Origin of the sequence: Bradyrhizobium neotropicale, from assembly GCF_001641695.1 — a bacterium.
Taxonomy (GTDB): domain Bacteria; phylum Pseudomonadota; class Alphaproteobacteria; order Rhizobiales; family Xanthobacteraceae; genus Bradyrhizobium; species Bradyrhizobium neotropicale.
On sequence record NZ_LSEF01000114.1, the window covers coordinates 1 to 23101 of the forward strand.

Sequence of the window (23101 nt, forward strand, 5' to 3'; positions counted from 1 at the left end):
AAACTCGTCACCCATGCGCCCTCGCGCGCCGCCGCGATCGAGGCGCAGGCGACCGCGCTCGACGCCTTCTATGTCGACGGCATCCGCCACAACATCCCGTTCCTGTCGGCCTTGATGCACCATCCGCGCTGGCGCGAGGGCCGGCTCTCGACCGGCTTCATCGCGGAGGAGTTCCCGAAGGGCTTTGCCGTGCGGGTGCCGGAGGGCGAGGTCGCGCGGCGCATTGCCGCGGTCGGCGCCGCCATCGATCACGTGCTAGGGGAGCGCAAGCGGCAGATCTCGGGCCAGCTCGGCGGCCGCGTCGTGCAGCGCGAGCGGCGCCGCGCCGTCTGGCTCGACCGCGACGAGATCCTGCTCGAGGTCGGCCGCGAGGGCGACGCCATCGCGGTGCGCTTCGTCGATACCGAGGGCAAGGCCGGCAATGCCCATCTGTTGCAGTCGCCGTGGAAGCCGGGCGATCCGGTCTGGCAGGGCACCATCGACGGCCACTTCATCGCGGTGCAGACGCGTCCCATTGCGAACGGCATCCGCCTCGCGCACCATGGCGTCGAGGTGCCGGTCTATGTCTGGACCGAAGCGGAAGCGACTTCCGCGCGGCTGATGCCGGTGGTCTCGGCCTCAGACACCGGCAAGAAGCTGCTCTGCCCGATGCCCGGCCTCGTGGTCTCGATCGCGGTGACCGAGGGGCAGGAGGTCAAGGCCGGCGAGACGCTCGCGGTGGTCGAAGCCATGAAGATGCAGAACGTGCTGCGCGCCGAGCGCGACGGCACCGTGAAGAAGGTCCACGCCAGCGCCGGCGCTACGCTCGCGGTGGACGCGCTGATTTTGGAGTTTGAATAGTCGCTTCACTGCACGACCAATCGGCGGTCAAACCCGACGAATCTCAACGATAGCGCTTTCTCCCAGATTGCGAGGGCTCTTCGGGCCCTCGTCTTTTTACGATTCGATCGCGACTGAATCAGAGAGCTGCTCGCCTGACGACACGGGATTGCGTTGGCGTTCGCCTCTGGATTTGCCGATACGATCTATCCCGAGGTTTGGGCATTCGTGAAGGCAGCGCGCTTACTGTCTTCCGATCATGTCTTGTACAGGGCGTAGAGACTGGACTCGAAGCGCGCCTCCGCGACCCTGAACCAGGTCACGATGTCCTCGCGAAATTTCAGCCATTCGCCGTAGATTTTGTGGAAGTCGGGATTTTTCTCGGCTTCTTCGGCGTAGAGCGAGAATGCCGCGCGATACCCGCCTTCCATGATCTCGCGCGAGAACGGTCTGAGCTCGGTGCCGTTCGCGATCAGCCGGCGCAGCGGAGCCATGTTGCTCGCGTCGTAATGCGAGAGCATATCCTACGAGGCCTCCGCGGCCGCCACTTCGAACACGCGTTGGTAGTGCGGCGGCAGCGCGGACCATGCCTTCGCACCCACATAGAAGGCCAACTGACCCGTGCAGTCCCACCAGCCTGGGTAATAATAGTATTTGGCGACCTTGTCGAAGCCGAGCTTCTCGTCATCGTAGGGGCCAACCCATTCGACAGCGTCGATCGTGCCCCTTTCGAGCGCGGGATAAGTATCGCCGCCGGCGATGTTTTGAGGAACCACTCCCAATCGGGCGACGACGTCGCCGGAGATCCCCGGGATGCGCATCTTGAGGCCTTCACCCTCTCGGCGACGGCGGAACGCTCGGAAGGGCTGGCCACAATGGTGGCCGCGGCTTCGGAAGAAGCGTCGACCAACGTCCAATCCGTTGCCCCCGCTACCGAGGAGATGGCGTCGTCAGTGGACGAGATCAGCCGGCAAGTCCAGGATTCCGCGCAGATCGCGCGGGCTGCGGTGGAGCAAGCCCACAAGACCAACGGTCGCGTCGGTGAGCTCGCAAGAGCGGCGGCCCGTATCGGCGACGTCGTCGAGCTGATCAACACGATTGCGGGGCAGACAAATCTGCTGGCACTCAACGCCACGATCGAGGCGGCGCGGGCGGGCGAGGCCGGGCGCGGCCGGGCGCGGTTTCACAGTGGTCGCCTCAGAGGTGAAGGCGCTGGCCGAACAAACGTCAAAGGCGACCGACGAAATCAGCCAGCAGATCAGCGGCATTCAATCCGCGACGCAGGACTCCGTCGGCGCGATCAAGGAGATCGGCGATACCATCGCCAGGATGTCGGAGATCGCATCGGCGATCGCATCCGCCGTTGAAGAGCAGGGAGCTGCAACGCGCGAGATCTCGCGCAACGTCCAGCAGGCTGCACACGGAACCCAGCAGGTCTCCGCCAACATTTCCGACGTGCAGCGCGGCGCCAGCGACACCGGGGCATCCTCGGCGCAGGTCCTCGCTGCGGCAAGATCTCTGTCCGGCGAGAGCGGATGGCTGAAGCTTGAAGTCGACCGGTTTCTCGGCGCGGTACGCGCCGCCTGAGGCCATCGCCGTAGCGTGTCAGTTCAGACGGTGCGGCGAAGCCAGCAGGCGCAGCGCAATTGCGAACAGCTCGTTTTGCGAGACAATGCCCAGCTTCTTGTAGGCACGCTTCCGATAAGTGAACGTCGACTGCAAGCTGATGCCCAAATCGGCGGAGATCGCCTCGGAACTGAAGCCCGAGAGAATGCGCAGGCACACTTCCCTTTCGCGACAGGTTAGGCGCGTCAGCGGGGCGCTCGTCGAGAACAGAACTTCGAGCTTATGGAAGGGATTGTGATCCGACGGCGCCTGGGCCTGGAAATGGCGTGCCACGGCGGCACCGAGGCCTGGCGCGATCCCTTTCAGCCGCTCGACCTGATGGGAGTTGAAGCGGCCCTGGTCCAGGGTTCTGTAGAAATTCACATAGAAGCAGGTGCGATCGACCCAGATCGCGGTTGCGAATTTGTCGACGATGTCGGCGTCCTCGAAGAATATCTTGGCGTATCTCGCGCTGTACATCCGGCGCGCGAAGGCCGGCAGCACGAATGGCGAGACGCTTGCGCGTTCGCGAAAGATCGTATCGCGATTTGGATCTGCGAGATGAAAGTGACCGGAGTAGGCGGCGCCCAGATCGGGGCCGATCGGGATGTTGCCGATATCGAGAAGGCAGCGCGCTGACCGGTCGTCATCGAACGTGAAGACCATGCAGTGCCCGACACCCGCTATGCGCCGCAGCGTCTCGATCAGGGTTTGCGGAAACGAGGGGCGACCGATCGCGAGCACCGCGGGTGCGATGTCATTGTCGTGTGACCAGCCGGGAGCACGGGACGCTTCCATGGTTTCCTCCGTCAAATCCGCCTTTTTCGCGAGCTTACCAGCCACCCGCCGATCCTGGAAGCGCCCCCATTGTCTCCACGTGCGACGCTGTGGCTCGCGACCCGTCACTAAGAAGAGGGACAGACGTGCTCCATCGTCCCGGCTAGGAGAGATCGCTGGACGGCGATCCGGAGGGGGACATGGCCGCAATTCGGCAAACGGTGTTCGTGATGCCGCTGCCGCTGATCATTGCGGATCGTATCAGCGTCGGTAAGGACCTTGCGATAAGCACCACGCTGACACAATCGTCGCTGGAGCAGGAACGCGATCTTCGCAGCGATGCGGTCGATGTAGCCGTCACCGCCATGGACAACATCCTGGCTTGGAATCGCCGCGGCGGCGATTTCGTCATCCTGGGCCAGATAGAACAGACGACGCCACTGACGCTGTGGGCCGCTCCTAGTGTCCGGACGATCGCTGAACTGGCGACTGCGCGCCTTGCGGTTGATGCGGCCGACAGCGGATTTGTGATCGTGCTGCGCGCCTTCCTGAAGCAGCAGGGGATCGAAGAGGAGCGCTGCTCCTGGTTACCTCTGGGAGGCGTGAAGCAGCGATATGAGGCGCTGCTGGCGGGTCGATGCGATGCCACGATGCTCGGGCCGCCTTTCGACGATCTTGCCCGCCAGTCCGGTTGCCACGCGCTACTGGATGTTCAGGCATCCTGGCCGCAATTTCCCGGTCAGGGCATCGTCGCGCGCAAGGCGACGATGAGGAATCGTCGCGCGACGCTGCGGAAATATATCGAGGCGGTCGAGACGTCACTGTCGTGGATCCACGAAAACAGGGAGCGCGCGCTCGATGTGCTCGTTGAAGCGCAAGTCCCGCAGGTCGCCGCCCGGGCGATGCTGCGAACCGCTGCCGACGATCTTCGCCCGACGACGGCCGGGGTAGATCTGCTCATCCAGATGCGCTCTGAACTCGGTCTGCTCGACGGCATCGCGCCGGATTACAAGTCGCTCGTGGACGTAACGCTGCTGTCGACTGGGCATTCGTAGCGCGTCAAATCAAGCTGTCCGGTCGGTGCCCCATGCAAGTGCGTGAAAGCATCTTGACCAGTCAATTTCGAAACGATACGGTTAGTAATTAAAAGATCAATAATAAGACGCAGGGTTGGAAACGGAGGAGGGAGGCAAGGATGAATGGCGAAACGAGCTCGCCAGGCGAGCTTTGGCGCGGCCGGAATCTCGTCGCGGGATGCCTGCTGGGCATGATGATGAGCGTCTCATCGATCTATTTCTATACGTCGGGCCTGTTCCTCAAGCCGCTGGCAGCGGAGTTCGGCTGGACGCGCGGCATGGCATCTCTCGGGCCCCTGATCGGAATTCTGACCATTGGTCTTGCCAGTCCCTTTGCGGGGCGATTGGTCGACAAATTTGGCGCGTACCGGATGGCGCTGCTGTCCGCGGTCGGGCTGGCGTTGTCGTTTCTGTTACTGGGCCTCGCAACGGCGGGCTTGCTCAGCTTTCTGCTTCTGACGTTTCTCCTCTCCGCGCTCGGCAGTGCGACGACGCCCGTGTCGTACGGGCGCATGATCGTCGGCAATTTTCCGAGGCGCTTGGGACTGGTGTACGGCATTGTCTACTGCGGTCCGGGTGTCGGAGCGCTGCTGTTTCCCTCTCTGGTCGGGCCGCTGCTCGCCACCTATGGGTGGAGGGGGGCGTACGTCGGCTTAGCCGCGATTACGCTCGGCACCCTTCCCGTCATTGCGTTGCTGCTGAAGGATCAGGCGGGGCTTGGGACATCCGACCCGAATACTGCCAGACGGGATTGGGGCTTGTACGCCGACCGCCGCTTCCTGCTGCTGGCGGTCGTCTTCCTGCTGGCCTCCACGGGAATCTTCGGGACGATCGTTCACTTCGTTCCGATGCTGACTGACCGTGGCATTGCGCCGGCCAAGGCCGCGGGACTGGCCGGCCTGATTGGATTTGCCGTGATCGCGGGACGACTGATCACCGGATTCTTGCTGGACTTGGTCGAGACCAACCTGCTGGCGGCCGGGATTTTTCTGCTGTCTGCGTGCGGCGTGCTCATGCTGGCGTCCGGCAATTCGGATTTGATCCTGCCGGGCACCCTGGCGATGGGCTTCACCATTGGATCCGAATTTGATCTCGCCCTGTTCCTCGTTGGCAGGCGCTTCCCTCCCGCTCACTTCAGCACACTGTTCGGTGGCATCTACCTAGCGGTCTCCATCGGCGGAGGCGGAGGCCCGATCCTGGCCGGAACGATGTTTGACGCGGCCGGCAATTATCTTCCGTGGTTTGGGGTTGCTGCAGGCTGCCTGCTGCTTTCGTCCGTCCTCTGCCTGGTTGGCCGCTTCTCCGTATTTAAAGACAACGCGGTCGCACACAGCACGGCGTAGTGACGAGAGGGCTCTCGGCTCTAATCAGCTTGCATCATCATCCTTGCGGCTGGATGCTGGCGCGGCGCGAGGGCGGGTGGAGTTTGGAATTCAGCCGCGTGGAAAGGCGCAATGAATCTCGATCAACAACTCCTGCGTCGATATCAATCGGGAGACGGGCTCCCTGCTGCGATCACATCGAACTCTCTTGCCGAATCCCTCGGGACCAGGATTGAGAACATCGACGCAGCGGGACCTGGTATCGAGCTGTCGTTCTCCGTCGGCCAACACTTCCTCCAAGCCGAGGATGTGGTTCACGGAGGCATCGTCACCACGATGCTGGACTTTGCCATGGCCTATGCGGCGCTCCTTGCAGTTCCCGACGGTCTGTCCGTTGCGACCATCAACATGAATGTCTCCTGCCTGAGATCCGCAAGGCCAGGTCACTACAGGGCTGTTGCCGAAATCGAGCGCTGCGGACGGAGCGTTGTCTTTGCGCGTGCGCAGCTCCTGGACCGGGAGAACAAGCTCGTGGCGACCGCGGCTTCATCGCTTGCCGTTGTGGTACCCCGCCGCAAGTCGTTGCAGGGTGCAGTCAGCGCTCCGGAGAACGCGTGAGCGGATGAGGCGACGCGGCTACTTCTTCGGACCCGGTCGCAGCGCCTTGGATTTGGGTTCGGTCGAGAACAGGGAATCGACGCTCTTGCAGAGTAGCTGGATGAATTCCTCATCCAGCGGCTGGCCGAAGATCAGGCGACGGTAGATCGGCGAATACAGCATCTCGACCGCCCATGCGGGGTCGACGTCGGGCCTGAACAGGCCTTCCTGCTGCCCGCGCTGAAAGGTTTCCTGCACGAGACGTCGGCGGTTCTTGGCAAACCGTTCATTGAACTCGGCGAGGAGCGCGTTGTTGTCGTGGCCTTCGCAAAGGATCTGCACGACGAGTTTTCCGGCGCGGCCGCTGAAATATTGCACGAGCGACGTGAGATGCCGCTTGAGGGCCGTCCGGGGATCGACGGCCGTCGGCATCGGGGTGTTGCTGAAATGGGATTCCATGAAGGCGTCGATCACGAGCGCGCCCTTGCTGTCCCACCAGCGATAGATCGTTGCCTTTGAAACTCTTGCCTCGCGAGCAACGGCTTCGATCGCGAGGTCGCCGACCGACATGGTCTGCAGCAGGCTCATCGTGGCCGAGAGAATCGAACGCCTCGACTCGAGGTCGCGCGGCCTTCCGATCGGCCTCGGATCCGAGGTATTGGCATCTTGAGAAGTCGTCGGTCCGCCGGCAGCAGCTCCTTTGGTGGCGCGCTTTGCTTGAATGCTTGATGCCATGGTCAGTGCTGAACGATTGAATCGGAAATCGAGCCGGTTCGTCTCCGTAGCACGGCGGTGCGTCTTTCGACAAACGGGTTCGCCGTGCAGATATCGCGCGCCGTCGAAGGAGTTCGGCCTTGACAACTGTGTCCATCAAAGATACGAAACGTATCGTATAATAAATAAGGGAGGAGGACATGAAGCTCGGGCGTATCTCGGTCGACACCCCATTCGGCGCGGTCAGTCGGCTCGTGGCTGTGGACCCGACGAAGAACCGGGTCGTCGATCTGGCGACCGCGGAACTCCTGCGTCGCCAGGCCAAGGGGGCGACCCGCGACGCCGCCCAGCGTTTCGCGTCCGCGATCTTCCCCGGGAGCATGTCGGCCGCCATCGCACTTGGCGACATTTTCCTGGAAACCGCGCATGAGGCCGTGGAGGCGCGCGGCGATGATGCCGCGACGCCGATTTCGAGCGTGAACTGGATCAGCGCAGTCGATCCGCCGCTCATCAGGGACGGCCTCACCTTCGTGAAGCACATCCGGCAGTTCCACGAGCGCGTGGGAGCAGAGCCGACCGAGGCGCTGCTCGAGATTCCCGGCTACTTCAAGGGAACGCCGTTCACCGCCGTCGGGCATGATGCCGAAGTGCCGAAGCCGTTCTACACGGACTATTTCGACTACGAGCTGGAGCTCGGCTACATCGTCGGGCGCGTTTGCCATAATTTGACGCCCGACGAGGCGCGGAAGGCGCTGTTCGGCGTCACGATCTTCAACGACTGGAGCGCGCGGGACGTACAGAAGATCGAGCTCAAGATCGGGATGGGGCCGGGGAAGGGCAAAGATTTCGCCTTCGGGATCGGTCCGTGGATCGTGACGATGGACGAGATCGGCCGCCTCGATGATCTCGAAATGACCGTTCGCATCAACGGCAAGGAATGTTCACGCGGCAACAGCGCCGAGACGGTCTGGAGCCCGGGCGAACTGCTCGCCTACATGTCGATCTCCGAATACGTGCAGCCGGGAGATCTGATTGCCTCCGGCACCGTCGGCAACGGATCTGGCCTCGAGATCGACCGCAAGCTCGAGGTCGGTGATGTTCTCGAACTCGAGGTGTCGCGGATCGGCACGCTGCGCAACAGGGTCGGGCCGCCGGAAGAAAAGCGCTGGTGGCCCGAGCGCCGCAAGAAATTCTGGTGAGCCTGTTCGTCCGGCTTCAGACGACAATCCACATCATCTGCTTGTTTTGGATCCAGGTTGAGAATCGAGCATGGCAAGACCAGTTCGCCGTATCGTGACCGGACACCGCGCTGACGGTCGTTCGGTAATTGTCTCGGATAGTGCGGCCCCCAATGTCCATGTCGTCCCGGGTACGCCTGGGCTGGCGGGGACCGTGGTCTGGGTTGCGGACAAAACCCCTGCGGACATCGCGCAGCAGGAGGAAACCGCGCCCGCTGATCGCAAGCTTGCGATCGAGCCTCCGCGCGGTGGCAACGTCCTGCGCATCGCCGAATTTCCGCCAGACAATCTCTATTCGCGGGAGGAACTCGATAAGTTCAGGCGCGGGATCGGAAGCCCCGAGGCGTTCGACACCAAGGCGCGGCACTTCTTCTTCCACAAGACGCACACGTTGGACTACGCGATCGTGCTGGAAGGGGAGATCTGGGCGATGCTCGACGAAGGCGAGACCTTGATGCGGCCCGGCGACATTCTGATCCAGCGTGGCACCAACCATGCGTGGTCGAACCGTTCCGATCGAATCTGCAGGGTTGCGTTCGTGCTGATCGATGCCGAGCACGAATAACAGCGGCGGGCCGAAGCAATGTCCGATCCAACCATCATCACCTGTGCGTTGACCGGTGCGGGCGACACTGTCGGCAAGAGCCCGGCTGTCCCCGTTACGCCGAAACAGATCGCCGACCAGGCGATCGACGCCGCAAAGGCCGGAGCCGCGGTGGCCCACATCCACGTCCGCGATCCTCTGACGGGGGCGCCGTCAGTCGAATTCGGCCTCTATGCCGAGGTTGTGGAGCGCATCAGGGCGTCGTCGACCGACGTCGTCGTCAACCTGACCAGCGGGCCAGGTTCTCTCTACGCAGCCGATGGTCTGCTGCTTCAGCCGGCCCCCGGGATAAATCCGCCGATGACGCCGCAGCAACGGCTCGACCACATCCTCAAGCTGAAGCCGGAAATCTGCAGCCTGGATGTTGCGACGCTGAATTTCGGGCGGATTGCTATGGTCAATCTCGTGAGCGACCTCGAGTGGATGGGGCGCACGGTATCGGAGGCGGGCATCAAGCCGGAAATCGAGGTCTTCGATCTCGGGCACATCCGCCTCGCCAAACATCTGATCGAGATCGGCGTTCTGCACGCCCCGGCCTTCTTCCAGTTCTGCCTGGGCATCTCCTGGGGGGCTCCCGCCGAATTCGACGTCCTTCAGTTGATGCGCGGTATGATTCCGTCGGGGACGCTCTGGAGTGCCTTCGGAATCGCGCACGACCAGTTCAAGATCGCAGCCGTAGCGTGCGAGCTTGGAGGGCATGTGCGCGTCGGCCTCGAGGACAACCTCTACATCGCAAAGGGCAAGCTTGCCTCCAGCAATGCTGAGCTCGTCGAGGAGGCGGCCCGCATCGTGACGAGGCAGGGATCAAGGCCTGCTTCGCCGAACGAGGCCAGGAAGCTGCTACTCGGTCGATAGGCATCTTTCGCAGAGCGCACCGATAGATGTCGACGGTGGTCGTCACTTGTGACGGTCTCGTGGAAGAATCCATGGGATGACAGCATTGGAAGCTCTCGCGCATCATTCCGCCGTCGGGCCGGCCGGCCGCAAAACCTTCGCGCAGTTCCGCGAGGCGATAAAGCCAATTCGCGGGCCGGAGGGGCTCGGCTGGAGCGACGCCGACGTCGTGATCGTTGGCGCAGGGCCCATCGGCCTGACGGCCGCCAACACCCTCGGCTCGCTCGGCGTCAGGACCATTCTCATCGAGCGCAATGAGCTGACATCGGATCTGCCCCGCGCGCTGGTCGTCGACGACGAGTATATGCGCCTGCTGGACAATCTGGGGATCCTTCTCCGAATGGGTGGCGACCTCGCCGCGCCCTTCGGGATCTATTTTTACGCGGCATGGGGACGGCCGATCATCAAGGTTTATCCCTTCCTCACGCCGAACGGTTTCGGCACGCGAACCGGCGTCGTGCAGCCGGTCTTCGAGAAGATACTGCTTTCGAGCCTCGAGCGGTTTACATGCGTGGACGTTCAATACCGCACGACGCTCACCGGCCTGAACGGGGAATGGGACGGAGTCCGGCTCAACGTGCGGACGGCCGATGGCGCGGAGAGAACCATCACCGCCCGATATGTCCTGGCCTGCGACGGCGCGAGAAGCTTCGTCCGCTCGCAGCTCGGGATCTCGTTTGAAGGCACCCGTATCGATCAGCCGCATTTGGTGATCGATCTCGCCGAATTCCCCGATCAATCGCCCTATTCGCGCTTCTTCTGCAACCCGGCCCGGCCGCTCAACAGCATCCCGACGCCCTATGGGGGACGCCGCCTGGAGTTCATGCTTGCTCCCGACGACGATCACCAGGCAATCGCCAGTCCCGAGAGCATCCGCTATCTGCTCGACCATCATTCGCCCTACAAGGGGATCGAGGCCAAGGTCATCCGCTCGGTCGTCTATGGGTTTTCTGAACGCATCGCCAATCGCTTGCAGGAAGGTCGGGTATTTCTCCTGGGCGATGCCGCCCATGTGATGCCCCCGTTTGGTGCGCAGGCGATGAACACGGGTGCACGGGATGCAAACAACATCTGTTGGAAGATCGCCGACGTATTGTCGGGACGCGCAAGCGAGCAACTCCTCGAAACATACGAATCGGAACGCCGCCCGCAAGTCGAGGCGATTATCCGCTATTCGGTGACAATCGGCCGGCTCGCCAATGTTCGCAGCAGGGCCCTGGCCCTCCTTCGCGATGTCGTCTTCTCTGCACTCAAACTCGTGCCGCGGATCAGGCGGTTCTTCGCGAGCATGCGGTACATGCCCAAACCGTGGCTGGAGAGCGGCTTCCTGGTCCGTCACGGCAAACGGTATGCCAGCCCCGTGGGCCGGACTTTTCCGCGACTAACCCTGCGCTTGAGGGACGGCGCGACCCGAACCATCGATGATATTGCCGGAAGCCAATTCGTGTTGGTCGGAATCGGCATCAATGTGGAGTTCTTGCGCAACCTGCTGACCCATCCCATGGCGAAACAGCAGGGCTGGAGGGCGATAGCCGTAGACTTCGACGACGGTGACGCAGAAGGGGACGCGAGAATCTGCGTCGCGCAAATGGCGGACGAGGAGACGGGGCGGACCCTTGCATCCTATCGCGGGCAACTGATGCTGGTCCGGCCGGACAGATACGTCGCGTTGGCCGGCGATCAGCGATCGATCGCGATCGATATGGATGCGCTTTGGCGCCGGTTTGGCCAGAATGCCGACGAAACCACGGTAGATCCTTTGCCCCTTCCGTAGTGGGCCAGCCCGCGCCAAGCCTTGCTTGGCTTCGCCATTCGAAGCCAAGGGATGAGAGGCCGTGGCTCTCAGGCTGCTTGCGCGCCGACGGGCACCGGCTCGCCGAAGCGAAAGCTCGAGAGCGTCCAGCTTCCGAAGAAATCCGCCTGGTTGTAGACGAGTGCAGCAGCCTCCTCGTCGGCTGCGCCGAGCGCTACCATCAGCGGGATGAGATGGTCCTCGCGCGGGTGGGCGATGCGCGCATTGGGCGCAAGCTTCCAGGCGGCGACACGCCGGCGCCGTTCGGCGGTGGAGGTCGCAAGCAACGTCTGCTGGAGCCAGTCATCGAACTGTCGGGACGGCTCGATTGCGGCCGGTCCCCGCAGGCCGAGATTGTGGAAGCTCGAGCCGCTGCCGATGATCACGACGCCTTCATCGCGGAGCGGGGCGAGGAGTCGTCCGACCGAAAGGTGCGCTTGTGAATCGAGATCCTGCTTGATCGACAACTGCACGATGGGCAATTCGCCGCTCGGACAGAGCGGCTTCATCAGGCTGAACGTGCCATGATCGAAGCCGCGTTCGGCGTCGCTTTCGCATGCGACTCCTCCGGCCTGCAGCATGGCGCGCGTCCGCATTGCAAGTTCGGGCGAACCGGGCGCGTCGTATTTGATGTGATAAAGGTGTTCAGGGAAGCCATAATAGTCGAACACCATGCCCGGGTGGGCCGCCGACGAGACGCAAAATTCCGTCGTCTCCCAGTGTCCCGAAACGATCAGCACCGCGCGCGCGGCCTCGCCCCATTCGTTCCGGATCGAGAGGAGCGAGGCTTCGAGCTGGTCGAAACGCTGACGCATGTCGTCGTCCATGTACGGCCAGGGGCCGCCGCCGTGAGAGATGTAGTAGGTCGGGAGCCGCTGGGGTGTCATGATCATGCGCGCGCCAGACCTTGCCGCGAACCCGACAACAATCCGTCGATGCTCCAGGCGCCGGCGCCGGCAAAGACGAGATAGAGGAAGGCGAAGCAGTACAGGATCGCAGCGTCGCCCTGATTGACCGCGGGCCAGAAGCTCTGCGGGGCGTGGGCCATGAAATAGGCAGCCGCCATCTGGCCCGAGCAGATGAACGCAGCGCCGCGGGTAAACAGGCCGATCGCAATCAGCGCGCCGCCAATGATCTCGATCAGCGCCGCGACGAGCATGATGGTGGGCAGCGGGGTCGGCAGACCGGGGATGGCGGCAGGGAAAGCGAACAGCTTCATCAGCCCATGCTCGATGAACAGGAGGGCGGTGATGATCCTCAGGGTGGCAAGCACGCGTGGGGACCAGGCTTCGAGGTCAAGCATCGGGTATTGCTCCGGATATGTTGCGAGGGAACCGATGACCTAGGGCTTTCTTGCGCCCCGATCATTGCTCGCTTTATTGAGGGATCATTTCCCCAGAATTGATGATTGGGCTGGGCAGATCTGGTCGAAATGGCTCGCTGCCGATGGCTTCTCCATCGGCGACCTCATCGCGCGCGATCTGCGATTGAAGTCGTTCGCTCAGAAATCCTCTGGCTATTCGGAGGCAGCCCAATTACGCAGGCCCTCGATCGTGCGAAACGCATCGGCGGCGTAGCAGCGGATCGATGGACGAAAGCCTTGCATCATCTCGGCAAGCGCATGTCCTGGCCCTAAGTCCAACACCCTGCTGACCCTCAACTCCGCAAGGGCCTCCAGCGTCGTCGCCCAGTCGATGGGGCAGGCGACCTGTCGTGCCAGTTTCGCTGTGGCATCGATCGGAGAGAAGATGCGTTCGCCGTCACCGCCGGCAAGCAGCATGCGATCACTTGCGATTGCCGACTGTCTGGCGGCGTCGAGCGCCCGTCGCAGGGGTGTGCAGGCCTGCGCGAGCCGGCTCGTGTGCGATGCGATCTTCACTGTGAGAAGGCCGCTGCGCACGGCTCCCTCTGCTGTCGCCTCGTGGCAGAGGTCGATCACATCCTGCTCTGCGCCGCCGACCACGGCGAGAAGGTCGGGGTTCCTGATCGCGATCTCGCAGCGGTGTTTTTCGAGCAGGCGTTCGAGCGTCGTCCGGTCGAGCCCGCGGACATAGCCCAACCGGCCACCCGCTCCCGCCGCATGTTCCATCAAGCGGGCCCGAATATCCGTGAGACGCAAGGCTTCATCGGCCGTCCATATTCCAGCAATGCTCCAGGCCGCCATCTCGCCGACACTGTAACCGGTGACGGCCGTCTGCCCGGGAAGCACGTCGGCAATGCAGGCGTGGATTGCGAGAGCTGATGTAACGGTCAGGATCTGGCTGAGATGGTTGGCGGACAGTTCGTCCGCGCTGCGCGTCCTGATCGCCTCCCGTGGATCCTCGCCGAGAAGGGCCGTCGCCGCGACGAAAATTGGCTCCGCAGCGGGCTGGTCGGCGACAAGATCGAATGTCTTGTCCGACAACGTACCTTGTCCGCCGCAGAGCAGTGCGAGCATCAGAAATCCAGCCGATCGACGAAGAGAGCCATGGCAAGCAGGTCCGCCGAGCCGCCGGGGCTCAGATTGCGCGCCACGAACGCATGGTGAACGTCGGCGGCGCGCCTTCGCCATCCCGAAGACCCAACTCCTCCGGCGGTAAGGAAGGCGGAGGCGCTGGCTTGCGCGAAGCGCAGTCCCTCGGGCCCGCCACGATGCAGGAGGTTGGTGTCCGTGACATCGGCGATCAGCCTCATGCAGGTCTGAACGCGGACGGCTTCCTCGTCATGTGGCGCAAGCTCGCGCGCCGCATGCAGCGCGGGCAGGGCGATGTCGTAGACCGACGGAAAGCCATCGGCGGCTTCCGCTCTGGCGCCGCCGGCGCCATAGCGCCGCGCGGCCACGGCGCCATGGCTGCGAAGCGATACCGGGCCGGACAGTATGTCTTCGTCCCAACGCTCCGAAACCAGCCTGCCGAGTGATTTGCGGACGCTAACGGCGTTGCGATAGCCGGCCGCGGCGCAGAGCAGACCGAGTCCGAAGATCGCACCGCGATGCGTATTCACGCCTTCGGTCGCAGCCAACATCGCGCGCTCCGCCGCAACTCCGATCGCGCGCAACCTGTCCATGCCAGCACCTCCGGCGCCCGCGGCTGCGAGGTCGCAGAAGAACGGAGCCAGGGTGTCGGCACTTCGGCACAGGAGTTCGGCGTCCATATCGCGGTGCGCGCCATTGTCGACATGGCTGACCAGCCCCGGTTTCGGATAGGTCTTGACCTCGAGCTTCAGGCAAAGCGATGCGAGATGACCGAGCCGCTCCGCATGGAGCGCGCGTCCCGGCAGCGATTGCCATTTCAGCGCAACGTTCATGAGATGGTACTCGACAGAAAAGCCGCGCGCGTCGTGTTAGCGACGCCGGTCGAGTTTTTCACAAGGACTTCGTCCTCATCGGTGCCGGCCAGTTCGCGCCATTGCACGCCTCCGGCGCTGCCTACGATCTCGCCATCCAGCCGCATCGGCGCCTGCTTTGCGATCTGCGCTATGTCGGACAGTAGAGTATGTCCTTGCTTGGCTGCCGACAGCGGCCACAGCAGGTCGAGGTCGGAGCTATCCGAAAGATAGGGAAGGCCGGTGAGATGCTGCCAGGCGAGGCTGCCGAAGGTGCGCGTCTGCGGCAGAAGGTTGAGGAGCAGGTGGATCGTCTCGCGCCAAGCCGCAGGCGCCGCTGCCGCGGCATCGGCCAGTAATGGGGGCGGTGCGGATGCGACGATATCGGCTGGCGCGAGCGCAACTGCTATGCGCCGTTTGCCGTGACTAGGCGGCAGTGGCAGACCGAGCGGAATCAATCTGGCGGCATCGCTGCAGGCTGGCCGGCGAACGATGAGGGGGCGGTCGGCGCGCGCCCAGCCTTCGATGATCGGCTCGCTGGCGAGCTCGGGATAGCGGCTCATCACGGCGGTCCATCCGGTTGCCGATGCCTTCACCATGCTGTGGCGCTCGAGAAGCTCAGCCATGTTGCGCACCCTGATATGAGGTCGCTGCGAGCGCGACGACCCGATCGGCAATCTCGGCCGCCTTCCGCCGTCCGCCGCGCTTGGCGCCAAGTCGGTCGCGATCATCCTGTCCTTTCGGCCGTTGCATCACGGCCGCAAGCCGCGGCGCCAAAGGTGCGTCAGCGTCCCAAATGGCGTGAATGCCGCCGGTCTGCGTCATGTTGTCGAGCCCGGGCGCGAACACCGGTGTGGCTTCCGCCTTCGCCTTCAAAACGTCGATCGGAAGCTTGGTGACGCGACCCATCGACGGCAGATCCATCACCGCGGGATGCGCGCCGGGCAATGCCACCAGTGTGCCGGTGGCGAGCGCCGTCGCGATGAACGCGCCGGCCGCGCTGCCGCCATAGAGCAGACCGACGGTGCGGTGTCCCTCGGCCTCCGCCAGCAGCAGGGTCTTGGCGAGATGAGACAGATATTCGCTGAGGCCCAGCAGCTCGTCGCGCTTGCTCATGCGCTGGCTGGCGGAATCCACCAGGAACAGGATCGGCGCCCGATCCCCTGACTTGACGATCTCGATCACGTGCCCTGCGAGCAAGATGGCTTCGTCCACGCCGAGGGGCTGTCCTTGCGTGATGCCGAGCACGTGGATCGGTCTGCCGTCGGGCAGGACCGCTTGTCCCGCGATTATCGCGCCGGTCGTTTCGATCTTGCTGCCGGTCGGGAACAGGCCGGCCAGGATATCATCGAGCGTCATCGGCATTCTCCCTGTTGTCTGCCGCGCGAAGAAACGCGCTGGTCGGAAGTGCGGGAACATCGGTCGGATTGTCGACGCCGAGCGCCTGCCAGATCTCGACGGCGTCCTCGGCTTCGCCAAAACGCTGCAACCGCCGCTCAAGGCGCGTCTGCTCGGCTTCGAGCACCGTCACGTCGCATCGTCTGCCGACCTTGAGCGCATCGATCGCGGCCTTGCGAAACGCGAGCGCCTCATCGTCGACGAACATGTCTGCGCCGCCGATGAGAAAGCGGTGCTTGCCGCCCATCGTGCGCCAGACCAGGGCGCGGTCGCGCGAGTCGAACTCCTCGATGCCTCTGTTGGTCTCGATCACCTCGGGGCCGCTGACGCTGATCCGCCCCTGCTCGGACACGATCAGGCGCGAACAGGTCCCGCCGATCAGGCTGCCGCCGCCATAGCATCCGGCGCGGCCGCCGATCAGGCCGACGACGCTGAGCCCATCGCGCCGCGCCTCGACCACCGCGCGCATGATTTCGGCGATCGCGAGCTCGCCGGCATTGGCCTCCTGAAGGCGCACGCCGCCGGTGTCGAACAGGATCAGCACGTCCTGATGCTGCGCGCGGGCCGCGCGCAGCAGGCCTGTGAGCTTGGCGCCGTGGACTTCACCGAAGGCGCCGCCCATGAAGCGTCCCTCCTGTGCGGCAATGAGCACCGGCGCGCCGTCGAGCCGGCCGCGGCCGATGACGACGCCGTCGTCGAACTGCTCCGGCAGGTCGAAGATCGCCAGATGTGGGCTCATCTCGCGCAGCTCGGGGCCGATGAATTCGGTAAAGCTGCCGGCGTCGACGAGCGCGTCGATGCGCTGCCGGGCGCTGGCCTCGTACCAGCTCAGCGAAACCGTGTTGGCTGTGACGGCTGTCATCGTTCCGGCTCCTCGATCTTGCGGATGCCTTGCGCGAGGCGCAGCGCGACCGTGTCCGGCCGGGCTCCGCCGTCGTTGATGGAGATGCGTAAGCCTCCGGCGGAGCGGCGCGCGACGAAGTCGCGCACGACGGCGTCCCACACCGCGCCGAAGCCATGCGCCGCCGTTGCGATGTCGATGGTGCAGATGTCGGCCGGCGAGGCCCGCTCCAGCAGGACTTCGAGATTGCCGGAGGCAACGACGCCGACGATCGCCTGTGCGCGGGTGCCGCCGGCGCGGTTCGGTGCAGTCAGTCTGAAGCTGAGCTTTTCCATGCAAAACTCCTCACCAGTTGCGGAAGCGGCTGGGCGGGCGGTAGAGACCGCCGGAGGCCAGCATGAGATCCTTGATCGAGCGGGCTGCGAGCAGGCGCCGGTCGGCATCGAGCGGATCGATGCCGAGATCTTCGGGACGCTGGATCACGCCGCGCTGCCTGAGCTGCTCGACCAGATTCGCATCGCGCGCGCGGCCGATGTCGGTGTAGCCGGCAACGCCGCGGATCGCCTGCTCACGCTCGTCCTTGGTGCGGCACATCAGCAGGTTGGCGATGCCTTCCTCGGTGACGATGTGGGTGACGTCGTCGGAGTAGACCATCACTGGCGCCAGATCGAGGTCGAGCTTGCGTGCCAGCTCGAGCGCATCCAGTTGCTCGACGAAGAGCGGGACATTGCTGTCACCGAAGGTCTCGCCGATCTGCACCACGAGCTTGCGGCCTCGGCGCATCGCCGCGCTGGAATCGGGGGCAGCTTCGGCACCCGCCTTGAGCCAGGGTTCGCTCGGATGGCGGCGGCCGCGCGGATCGGAGCCCATGTTGGGCGCGCCGCCGAAGCCGGCGATGCGGCTGGTCGTCACCGTTGAGCTATGGCCTTCGAGGTCGATCTGGAGCGTCGATCCGATGAACATGTCGCAGGCATAGAGGCCGGCCGTCTGGCAGAAGGCGCGGTTCGAGCGCAGCGAGCCGTCGGGGCCCGTGAAGAAGATGTCGGAGCGCGCGGCGACGTAGTCCTCCATGCCAACTTCCGATCCGAAGCAGTGGATCTGCTCGACCCAGCCGGATTCGATCGCGGGAATCATCGTCGGATGCGGGTTGAGCGCGAAATGGGTGCAGACCTTGCCCTTGAGACCGAGCTTCTCGCCATAGGTCGGCAGCAACAGTTCGATCGCGGCGGTGTTGAAGCCGATGCCATGATTGAGCCGGCGCACGCCGTAGGGCGCGTAGATGCCCTTGATGGCGAGCATCGCCGTCAGGATCTGGGTCTCGGTGATGGCGGCGGGGTCGCGGGTGAAGAGCGGCTCGACATAGAAGGGACGGCCGGCTTCGACCACGAAATGCACGAGGTCGCCGGGAATGTCGACGCGCGGCACCTTGTCGACGATCTCGGTGACCTGCGCCACGACGAGACCGTTCTTGTAGCTCGTCGCTTCGACCACCGTCGGCGTGTCTTCGGTGTTCGGCCCGGTATAGAGGTTGCCATCCTTGTCGGCGCTCACCGCCGCGATCAGCGCGACGTTCGGCGTGAGATCGATGAAGTAGCGGGCGAACAGCTCGAGATAGGTATGGACCGCGCCGAGCTCGATCTTGCGACCGAACAGCATGCGCGCGATGCGCGCCGACTGGGGGCCGGAATAGGAGAAGTCGAGCCGCCGCGCGATGCCCTTCTCGAAGATGTCGAGGTGGGAGGGCAGGACCACGCCCGACTGCACCATGTGTAGATCGCTGATATCCGCGGGATCGAGGTTCGCGAGCGCCGAGGCGAGTATGTCGGCCTGCTTTTGATTGTCGCCCTCGAGGCATACCCGGTCGCCTGACCGGACCACCGCCTTCAGAAATGCCGGCAGACTCGGGATCGGGATGATCTTTCCCTTGGCGTGCTGTCGGCCGGCCGTGAGGCGCTCGCCCAGGGCGGCCTTTTGCATACCCCAATCGCTCATTTCGGGCTCCTCGGCATGCGGGATTGGCTTCGATGGCATCAAATGTATGCGTATTGCCTTCCTTTGTCAATTAATGTATACGTAACTTTATAAGCGATGGATATGCGCATACACAGGAGGAAATTCAGGATGCGAATGCATACAGATGGTCCAACTTGTGCTGTCGGCGCTCTGCTCACAGAGGGGAGGCGCCCGTGACCATTTCCGGCGTAGCACTGCTCTCGATCTGCACGCTGTTGGGGGTCTTTCTGGGTGACCTGCTCGGCGTCGCCCTCGGCGTGAAGGCCAATGTCGGCGGGGTCGGCATTGCGATGATGTTTTTGATCGCGGCCCGGCTCTGGCTGGTGCGGCGCGGCCTGCTCAGCCACGGGCTCAAGACCGGCGTCGAGTTCTGGGGCAGCTTCTACATTCCGATCGTGGTCGCCATGGCCGCGCAGCAGAACGTGGTCGCCGCGGCCAAAGGCGGTCCAATCGTCATCATTGCGGGAATCGGCGCGGTCGCAGTGTGTTTCGCGATGGTGGCGCTGATCGGCCGGTTCAGCGGTCGCGTCGAGACCATGGACGAGATCGAGGCGCGAGAGGCGCTCGAGGCAAGCGTGCCTCACTTCAAGTCCGGGAGGATCGGATGACCATGATATCTCACGTTCTCGTCGCCAATTCGCTGATCACCGCCTTCGCCGCTGTCGGGATCCTGATGTGGATCTCCGGCACGATCTCGAAATACCTCACCTTCGGGCGCATCCACGGCTCGGCGATAGCGATCATGCTTGGCCTTGCACTGGCCTTTTGGGGAGGCCTCGTCACCGGCGGCGAAAAGGGCGTGGCCGATCTGCCGGCGCTGGCCGGGATCGCCTTGATGGGGGGCGCGATGCTGCGAGATTTCGCGATCGTCGCCACCGCCTTCGAGGTCGACGTCGTCCATGCGCGCAAGGCCGGGCTGATCGGTGCGGTCGCGCTCGGACTGGGAACGGTCGTCCCGTTCATTCTAGGCGTGTTCGTTGCCGCGGCGTTTGGCTACACCGACGCCGAATCATTGACGACGATCGGCGCCGGCGCAGTCACCTACATCGTGGGACCGGTCACGGGAGCGGCGATCGGTGCATCTTCGCCGGTTATTGCGCTCTCGATCGCGACCGGTGTATTCAAGGCGGTAATCGTGATGATCGGTACGCCCTTCGTGGCGAAGATGATCGGCCTCAACAATCCGCGGAGCGCAATGGTGTTTGGCGGCCTGATGGGGACGGTCAGCGGCGTTTCCGGAGGGCTCGCGGCGACGGACCGGCGTCTGGTGCCTTACGGCGCGCTGACGGCGACATTTCACACCGGGCTTGGATGTCTGGTCGCGCCCTCCGTGCTTTACTTCGCGGTGCGAGCGATCATAGGAGGCTAAATGGCAGGTTTGCTCAAGGTCGCAGCCGCAACGGAAGACGATGGGGGACTGCTCTCCGATCGCATCCGGAACGCGCTGACGGACGAGATCGCGTCGGGCGCACTCGTTGCCGGTTCGGCCTTGGAAGAACAGCAGCTTGCCGATCGCTTCGGAGCTTCCCGCACCCCGGTGCGGGAAGCGCTTCGCCAACTCGTCGTCAGTGGCCTCGTCGAAGTGCGCGGGCGTCGCGGCGTCGTCGTCGCGCGGATGACGCCGGAGCGCATCATGGACATGTTCGAGACCAGTGCCGAGGTGGAGGCGATGTGCGTCAGGCTCGCGACCTATCGCATGACGCCGCTGGAGCGCAGCCAACTGATCGAGCTCCACGAAGGCTCGCTGGCGATGGTCGAAGCGAACGACGTCGACGCCTATGATGCCTTCAACCGGAAATTCCATGAATGCATCTACAGCGCGACGCACAACGCGTTCATGGCCGAGCAGGCGCAGGATGTTCGTTCGCGGCTCAGTGCCTTCCGCCGCACCCAATTGCGGCAGGGCGATCGCATTCGCAAATCCCGCGACGAGCATGAGGCCATTATGCAGGCGATCGCAGAAGGGGATGGCGATACTGCATCGCGCAGAATGCGTGCGCACATGTTGAATGCCGCCGCGGCGCTTCGACGATACATCGATGACCGCCTCGGCGGACAGATCGACGGAATTGCGCCTGACATGACCTGATCATTGCGGCGACGAGCCGGGAACCCGCTTCCGTTGTGACTCGATAGCGGTGCCGCAAGCTGCCCGTCGCCGATCCCTGCGAAAGCGGGAGCCGGCCGTAGCCGCTAGGCGAATCTAACCTCTCTTAGTCGCAGAACCCTCGGTCGCAGAACCCTCGCGCCCGCCTGACCGTATCGGACGGATATAGGCCGAATGCGGAGCGGTATAACGCTGCAAAACGGCCCATGTGAGTAAAGCCCCACTTCAGTGCAACTTCGCTGACCGGAAGCAGGTTCTCTGGCCGCGATAGCTCTTCGTGGATCGCCTCAAGTCGAATTTGTCGCAAATAGGCGACGGGTGTCGTGCCATGAATTCTGCGAAATCCCAGTTGCAGCAATCGACTGCTGACACCAACCGTCCCGGCAATATCGGCTATCGTCAGCGGCAGATGAAGATTGGCCCGCATATATTCGATAGCCCGCCGAATGTAACGAGGCGGCGCATCCGGCGGGTTGCGGTTCAACCGATCGATGAGCCCGATGGGGGACATTTTCAAGGATGAGCTGTATCGCGGCTTCTGACAGCAGAGCGCTGGCTTTCGGCGAGCGTGCCAGGATTCCGTCATACAAGCCGGTGGCGCTGGCACGAACAAGCTGAAAAAGGAGCTGCCCAGCGCTGGTGGACAGATCGATCCTCGGTGTCGGATTGAGGTCTTCCAGTGCTGTGCTCCCGAACGTCGCAGACAGCACCTTCGTAATCACGTCCGTGTGCAGCGTCAGCGTCACACTTGAGTATCTTCCATCCACCGCTTCGACCCTTTGCTCTTGCAACATCGGAAGCGATACGCCGGCATTCAGCAGGCTTATCGCAAGCTCTCCCGCTGAATTTTCGTATGAATAGTGCCAATCCCAACCAGCAGAAAGTTCTGCCCTTACGACGTCCATTCCTGCTCCAACTGCAACATCCGCATGCCAACGAAATGCTCCGTCAGGCGATGGCGTCCATGGACTTGCGGCGCGTTTGGCCTAAATCCCCCCGGCTTACTCAAACAGGTGATGAAAGCATGCTTACAAGAACAACTTGCGCGGTCACGCTCATGGTTCTTTCGTCCATGCCTGCGCTGGCCGATAGCTGTGCAGACCACTACCAGAGCAGCGGCGTTCCGTTGGTGACGGGCGCGACCCACAAGGTCTGGATGATTTTCCCATCAGTCAATCCCAGTGTCGCCCTTGACAGGGTTTCCCGCGCCGTTCTGGCAGAGGGCTTTGTCGGTGTGAACGTGGACAAGAATCTTGGCACGTTGACCACCCAGCAGGAAACGACCGGATCGGGCCGACCGCAAACGTTGCGCGTCGTCGTCCGAAAGGAGGGAAGAGGTAGCCGCGTCGATGCGGTCTTCATCTTGCCGCCAGGACAAGTGGCTCCAGGTGTCAGCAATAACCCCTGCCGTGTCGTGGACGCAGCCGGCCAATAAGCTCCGCCCGTCCGTGACCTTACGGTCCCGCCCCGGCCGAGGCCAGGCGAGCCACATCGATGTTCGAAGAATCGGAGGCAGGCGCCGACCTGCGCCCATAGGAATGAAGCAGGAGATTTGATGCGAATCGATCACACATTGAAAGTCGCTTTGGTGGCCACCGCCGGTGCCGTGGTGCTTTCAGCCTCCGCGATTTCGGCTCCGTTACAGACCGGCACGGGTCTGGCTGCCGCCGTCCCGCCATTGACCGAGAAGGTCTGGTGCCGATACGGACCTTGCTATGACAACGGCGCCGGTGTTGGCGGACTGGTCGGTGGCCTCATCGGCGGTGCTATCGCGGTCGGTGCAGCCAGCGCCGCCGCGCAGCAGGAAGCCGCCGCTGCTCAGCAGCACGCGGCCTCTTGCGCGCAGCGCTACCGCTCCTACGATCCAGCGTCGAATACATTCGCGGCAAAGGATGGCCGGCGGTATCCCTGCCAGTAAGTGTTTGAGATGTAGTCGCGACTGCATCTGCTTTCGGGCTGCGGTGTGACGCCGCAGCCCTCTTCATTTGCCAGGTTTCCAAA

The 23101-nt window shown here is 63.4% G+C and carries 27 protein-coding genes and 1 pseudogene; 14 read left to right on the forward strand and 14 right to left on the reverse strand.

The features are described 5' to 3' along the window. Window positions 1–840, forward strand: an 840-nt coding sequence (locus tag AXW67_RS36985) for a biotin/lipoyl-containing protein (RefSeq protein WP_145928125.1), incomplete at its 5' end; no start/stop codon positions are given. Between the two features lie 236 nt (window positions 841–1076). Here the strand turns inward: AXW67_RS36985 and AXW67_RS36990 are convergent. Both AXW67_RS36990 and AXW67_RS41280 read right to left on the reverse strand, forming a co-directional pair. Further along, window positions 1077–1340: a type 2 periplasmic-binding domain-containing protein gene (locus AXW67_RS36990; protein WP_063681875.1), complete on the reverse strand. Its 264-nt coding sequence runs from the start codon at window positions 1338–1340 to the stop codon at window positions 1077–1079. Between the two features lie 3 nt (window positions 1341–1343). Next, entirely contained in the window at window positions 1344–1640 is a 297-nt protein-coding gene (locus AXW67_RS41280; RefSeq protein WP_082908182.1) for a type 2 periplasmic-binding domain-containing protein, read from the reverse strand. Between the two features lie 6 nt (window positions 1641–1646). Between AXW67_RS41280 and AXW67_RS36995 the strand changes: the two are divergent. Next, a pseudogene (locus AXW67_RS36995) lies at window positions 1647–2406 on the forward strand (methyl-accepting chemotaxis protein); the annotation flags it as partial. 18 nt (window positions 2407–2424) lie between these two features. On the opposite strand, the gene AXW67_RS37000 reads toward AXW67_RS36995, so the two are convergent. Then, the gene (locus AXW67_RS37000; RefSeq protein ID WP_063681876.1) at window positions 2425–3222 is read right to left on the reverse strand and encodes a helix-turn-helix transcriptional regulator; all 798 of its coding nucleotides are present in this window, start codon (window positions 3220–3222) and stop codon (window positions 2425–2427) included. Between the two features lie 179 nt (window positions 3223–3401). On the opposite strand from AXW67_RS37000, the gene AXW67_RS37005 reads away from it, so the two are divergent. From AXW67_RS37005 to AXW67_RS37015, 3 genes are all read left to right on the forward strand, one after another. Continuing rightward, window positions 3402–4256, forward strand: a complete 855-nt coding sequence (locus AXW67_RS37005; RefSeq protein ID WP_063681877.1) for an ABC transporter substrate-binding protein — start codon at window positions 3402–3404, stop codon at window positions 4254–4256. A 140-nt stretch (window positions 4257–4396) separates the two neighbouring features. After that, the gene (locus AXW67_RS37010) at window positions 4397–5620 is read left to right on the forward strand and encodes an MFS transporter (protein WP_063681878.1); all 1224 of its coding nucleotides are present in this window, start codon (window positions 4397–4399) and stop codon (window positions 5618–5620) included. Window positions 5621–5731: 111 nt separating this feature from the next. Further along, complete coding sequence (locus AXW67_RS37015; RefSeq protein WP_063681879.1) at window positions 5732–6217, forward strand: PaaI family thioesterase; 486 nt, start codon at window positions 5732–5734, stop codon at window positions 6215–6217. Between the two features lie 18 nt (window positions 6218–6235). On the opposite strand, the gene AXW67_RS37020 is transcribed toward AXW67_RS37015, so the two are convergent. Continuing rightward, a complete protein-coding gene (locus AXW67_RS37020; protein WP_430648748.1) occupies window positions 6236–6835 on the reverse strand; it encodes a TetR/AcrR family transcriptional regulator in 600 nt (199 codons plus the stop codon). Between the two features lie 275 nt (window positions 6836–7110). On the opposite strand from AXW67_RS37020, the gene AXW67_RS37025 reads away from it, so the two are divergent. The 4 genes from AXW67_RS37025 to AXW67_RS37040 all read left to right on the forward strand — a co-directional run bounded on the left by AXW67_RS37025 (window position 7111) and on the right by AXW67_RS37040 (window position 11420). Further along, window positions 7111–8109 (forward strand): fumarylacetoacetate hydrolase family protein, encoded by a 999-nt coding sequence (locus AXW67_RS37025; RefSeq protein ID WP_063681880.1) that lies wholly within the window; start codon window positions 7111–7113, stop codon window positions 8107–8109. Between the two features lie 70 nt (window positions 8110–8179). Further along, on the forward strand, window positions 8180–8713 hold the full coding sequence (locus AXW67_RS37030) for a cupin domain-containing protein (RefSeq protein ID WP_063681881.1): 534 nt from the start codon (window positions 8180–8182) through the stop codon (window positions 8711–8713). A gap of 18 nt (window positions 8714–8731) precedes the next feature. Then, window positions 8732–9607, forward strand: a complete 876-nt coding sequence (locus AXW67_RS37035; RefSeq protein WP_063681882.1) for a beta-keto acid cleavage family enzyme — start codon at window positions 8732–8734, stop codon at window positions 9605–9607. Between the two features lie 76 nt (window positions 9608–9683). Continuing rightward, the gene (locus AXW67_RS37040) at window positions 9684–11420 is read left to right on the forward strand and encodes an FAD-dependent monooxygenase (RefSeq protein ID WP_082908172.1); all 1737 of its coding nucleotides are present in this window, start codon (window positions 9684–9686) and stop codon (window positions 11418–11420) included. Window positions 11421–11488: 68 nt separating this feature from the next. Here AXW67_RS37040 and AXW67_RS37045 read toward each other — a convergent pair whose 3' ends face one another. From AXW67_RS37045 to mdcA, 9 genes are all read right to left on the reverse strand, one after another. Next, window positions 11489–12331, reverse strand: a complete 843-nt coding sequence (locus tag AXW67_RS37045; RefSeq protein ID WP_488226178.1) for a DODA-type extradiol aromatic ring-opening family dioxygenase — start codon at window positions 12329–12331, stop codon at window positions 11489–11491. After that, a complete protein-coding gene (locus AXW67_RS37050) occupies window positions 12328–12741 on the reverse strand; it encodes a DoxX family protein (RefSeq protein WP_063681884.1) in 414 nt (137 codons plus the stop codon). Before AXW67_RS37050 ends, AXW67_RS37045 begins: the two co-directional genes overlap by 4 nt. 213 nt (window positions 12742–12954) lie before the next feature. Next, window positions 12955–13989, reverse strand: coding sequence for an acyltransferase domain-containing protein (locus AXW67_RS37055; protein ID WP_245315838.1), 1035 nt, complete (start codon window positions 13987–13989; stop codon window positions 12955–12957). Then, window positions 13875–14723: a triphosphoribosyl-dephospho-CoA synthase MdcB gene (mdcB, locus tag AXW67_RS37060; RefSeq protein WP_063681885.1), complete on the reverse strand. Its 849-nt coding sequence runs from the start codon at window positions 14721–14723 to the stop codon at window positions 13875–13877. Before mdcB ends, AXW67_RS37055 begins: the two co-directional genes overlap by 115 nt. Continuing rightward, the gene (gene mdcG, locus AXW67_RS37065) at window positions 14720–15367 is read right to left on the reverse strand and encodes a malonate decarboxylase holo-[acyl-carrier-protein] synthase (RefSeq protein ID WP_063681973.1); all 648 of its coding nucleotides are present in this window, start codon (window positions 15365–15367) and stop codon (window positions 14720–14722) included. Before mdcG ends, mdcB begins: the two co-directional genes overlap by 4 nt. Beyond that, the gene (gene mdcE, locus AXW67_RS37070; RefSeq protein WP_063681886.1) at window positions 15360–16100 is read right to left on the reverse strand and encodes a biotin-independent malonate decarboxylase subunit gamma; all 741 of its coding nucleotides are present in this window, start codon (window positions 16098–16100) and stop codon (window positions 15360–15362) included. The genes mdcG and mdcE overlap by 8 nt, the downstream gene beginning before the upstream one ends. Beyond that, a complete protein-coding gene (locus AXW67_RS37075; RefSeq protein ID WP_063681887.1) occupies window positions 16087–17001 on the reverse strand; it encodes a biotin-independent malonate decarboxylase subunit beta in 915 nt (304 codons plus the stop codon). The genes mdcE and AXW67_RS37075 overlap by 14 nt, the downstream gene beginning before the upstream one ends. Then, on the reverse strand, window positions 16998–17315 hold the full coding sequence (gene mdcC, locus AXW67_RS37080; RefSeq protein ID WP_063681888.1) for a malonate decarboxylase acyl carrier protein: 318 nt from the start codon (window positions 17313–17315) through the stop codon (window positions 16998–17000). The genes AXW67_RS37075 and mdcC overlap by 4 nt, the downstream gene beginning before the upstream one ends. 10 nt (window positions 17316–17325) lie before the next feature. Then, window positions 17326–18972, reverse strand: a complete 1647-nt coding sequence (mdcA, locus tag AXW67_RS37085) for a malonate decarboxylase subunit alpha (protein WP_063681972.1) — start codon at window positions 18970–18972, stop codon at window positions 17326–17328. A gap of 194 nt (window positions 18973–19166) precedes the next feature. Between mdcA and madL the strand changes: the two genes are divergently transcribed. From madL to AXW67_RS37100, 3 genes are read left to right on the forward strand one after another with little or no spacing between them, the layout of a single operon-like run. Beyond that, entirely contained in the window at window positions 19167–19601 is a 435-nt protein-coding gene (gene madL, locus AXW67_RS37090) for a malonate transporter subunit MadL (protein WP_063681889.1), read from the forward strand. After that, window positions 19598–20362 (forward strand): malonate transporter subunit MadM, encoded by a 765-nt coding sequence (gene madM / locus AXW67_RS37095; RefSeq protein WP_063681890.1) that lies wholly within the window; start codon window positions 19598–19600, stop codon window positions 20360–20362. Before madL ends, madM begins: the two co-directional genes overlap by 4 nt. After that, window positions 20363–21082 carry a GntR family transcriptional regulator gene (locus tag AXW67_RS37100; RefSeq protein ID WP_063681891.1) on the forward strand — a complete coding sequence of 240 codons (720 nt, stop codon included), beginning with the start codon at window positions 20363–20365 and terminating at the stop codon, window positions 21080–21082. Window positions 21083–21206: 124 nt separating this feature from the next. Here AXW67_RS37100 and AXW67_RS44585 read toward each other — a convergent pair whose 3' ends face one another. Next, a complete protein-coding gene (locus AXW67_RS44585; protein WP_245315852.1) occupies window positions 21207–21611 on the reverse strand; it encodes a helix-turn-helix transcriptional regulator in 405 nt (134 codons plus the stop codon). 342 nt (window positions 21612–21953) lie between these two features. Here AXW67_RS44585 and AXW67_RS44590 point away from each other — a divergent pair, with 342 nt between their 5' ends. Both AXW67_RS44590 and AXW67_RS37110 read left to right on the forward strand, forming a co-directional pair. Continuing rightward, window positions 21954–22535, forward strand: a complete 582-nt coding sequence (locus tag AXW67_RS44590; protein ID WP_245315841.1) for a hypothetical protein — start codon at window positions 21954–21956, stop codon at window positions 22533–22535. 120 nt (window positions 22536–22655) lie between these two features. After that, window positions 22656–23018 (forward strand): BA14K family protein, encoded by a 363-nt coding sequence (locus AXW67_RS37110; RefSeq protein ID WP_063681893.1) that lies wholly within the window; start codon window positions 22656–22658, stop codon window positions 23016–23018. Window positions 23019–23101: the final 83 nt, after the last annotated feature.

Bases quoted from the DNA above. Each gene is read 5' to 3' on its own strand.
- AXW67_RS36990 (WP_063681875.1), bottom strand. From the start codon at position 1,340: ATGCTCTCGCATTACGACGCGAGCAACATGGCTCCGCTGCGCCGGCTG.
- AXW67_RS41280 (WP_082908182.1), bottom strand. From the start codon at position 1,640: ATGCGCATCCCGGGGATCTCCGGCGACGTCGTCGCCCGATTGGGAGTG.
- AXW67_RS37000 (WP_063681876.1), bottom strand. From the start codon at position 3,222: ATGGAAGCGTCCCGTGCTCCCGGCTGGTCACACGACAATGACATCGCA.
- AXW67_RS37005 (WP_063681877.1), top strand. From the start codon at position 3,402: ATGGCCGCAATTCGGCAAACGGTGTTCGTGATGCCGCTGCCGCTGATC.
- AXW67_RS37010 (WP_063681878.1), top strand. From the start codon at position 4,397: ATGAATGGCGAAACGAGCTCGCCAGGCGAGCTTTGGCGCGGCCGGAAT.
- AXW67_RS37015 (WP_063681879.1), top strand. From the start codon at position 5,732: ATGAATCTCGATCAACAACTCCTGCGTCGATATCAATCGGGAGACGGG.
- AXW67_RS37025 (WP_063681880.1), top strand. From the start codon at position 7,111: ATGAAGCTCGGGCGTATCTCGGTCGACACCCCATTCGGCGCGGTCAGT.
- AXW67_RS37030 (WP_063681881.1), top strand. From the start codon at position 8,180: ATGGCAAGACCAGTTCGCCGTATCGTGACCGGACACCGCGCTGACGGT.
- AXW67_RS37035 (WP_063681882.1), top strand. From the start codon at position 8,732: ATGTCCGATCCAACCATCATCACCTGTGCGTTGACCGGTGCGGGCGAC.
- AXW67_RS37040 (WP_082908172.1), top strand. From the start codon at position 9,684: ATGACAGCATTGGAAGCTCTCGCGCATCATTCCGCCGTCGGGCCGGCC.
- AXW67_RS37045 (WP_488226178.1), bottom strand. From the start codon at position 12,331: ATGATCATGACACCCCAGCGGCTCCCGACCTACTACATCTCTCACGGC.
- AXW67_RS37050 (WP_063681884.1), bottom strand. From the start codon at position 12,741: ATGCTTGACCTCGAAGCCTGGTCCCCACGCGTGCTTGCCACCCTGAGG.
- AXW67_RS37055 (WP_245315838.1), bottom strand. From the start codon at position 13,989: ATGGCGAAGGCGCGCCGCCGACGTTCACCATGCGTTCGTGGCGCGCAA.
- mdcB (WP_063681885.1), bottom strand. From the start codon at position 14,723: ATGAACGTTGCGCTGAAATGGCAATCGCTGCCGGGACGCGCGCTCCAT.
- mdcG (WP_063681973.1), bottom strand. From the start codon at position 15,367: ATGGCTGAGCTTCTCGAGCGCCACAGCATGGTGAAGGCATCGGCAACC.
- mdcE (WP_063681886.1), bottom strand. From the start codon at position 16,100: ATGACGCTCGATGATATCCTGGCCGGCCTGTTCCCGACCGGCAGCAAG.
- AXW67_RS37075 (WP_063681887.1), bottom strand. From the start codon at position 17,001: ATGACAGCCGTCACAGCCAACACGGTTTCGCTGAGCTGGTACGAGGCC.
- mdcC (WP_063681888.1), bottom strand. From the start codon at position 17,315: ATGGAAAAGCTCAGCTTCAGACTGACTGCACCGAACCGCGCCGGCGGC.
- mdcA (WP_063681972.1), bottom strand. From the start codon at position 18,972: ATGAGCGATTGGGGTATGCAAAAGGCCGCCCTGGGCGAGCGCCTCACG.
- madM (WP_063681890.1), top strand. From the start codon at position 19,598: ATGACCATGATATCTCACGTTCTCGTCGCCAATTCGCTGATCACCGCC.
- AXW67_RS37100 (WP_063681891.1), top strand. From the start codon at position 20,363: ATGGCAGGTTTGCTCAAGGTCGCAGCCGCAACGGAAGACGATGGGGGA.
- AXW67_RS44585 (WP_245315852.1), bottom strand. From the start codon at position 21,611: ATGTCCCCCATCGGGCTCATCGATCGGTTGAACCGCAACCCGCCGGAT.
- AXW67_RS44590 (WP_245315841.1), top strand. From the start codon at position 21,954: ATGAATAGTGCCAATCCCAACCAGCAGAAAGTTCTGCCCTTACGACGT.
- AXW67_RS37110 (WP_063681893.1), top strand. From the start codon at position 22,656: ATGCGAATCGATCACACATTGAAAGTCGCTTTGGTGGCCACCGCCGGT.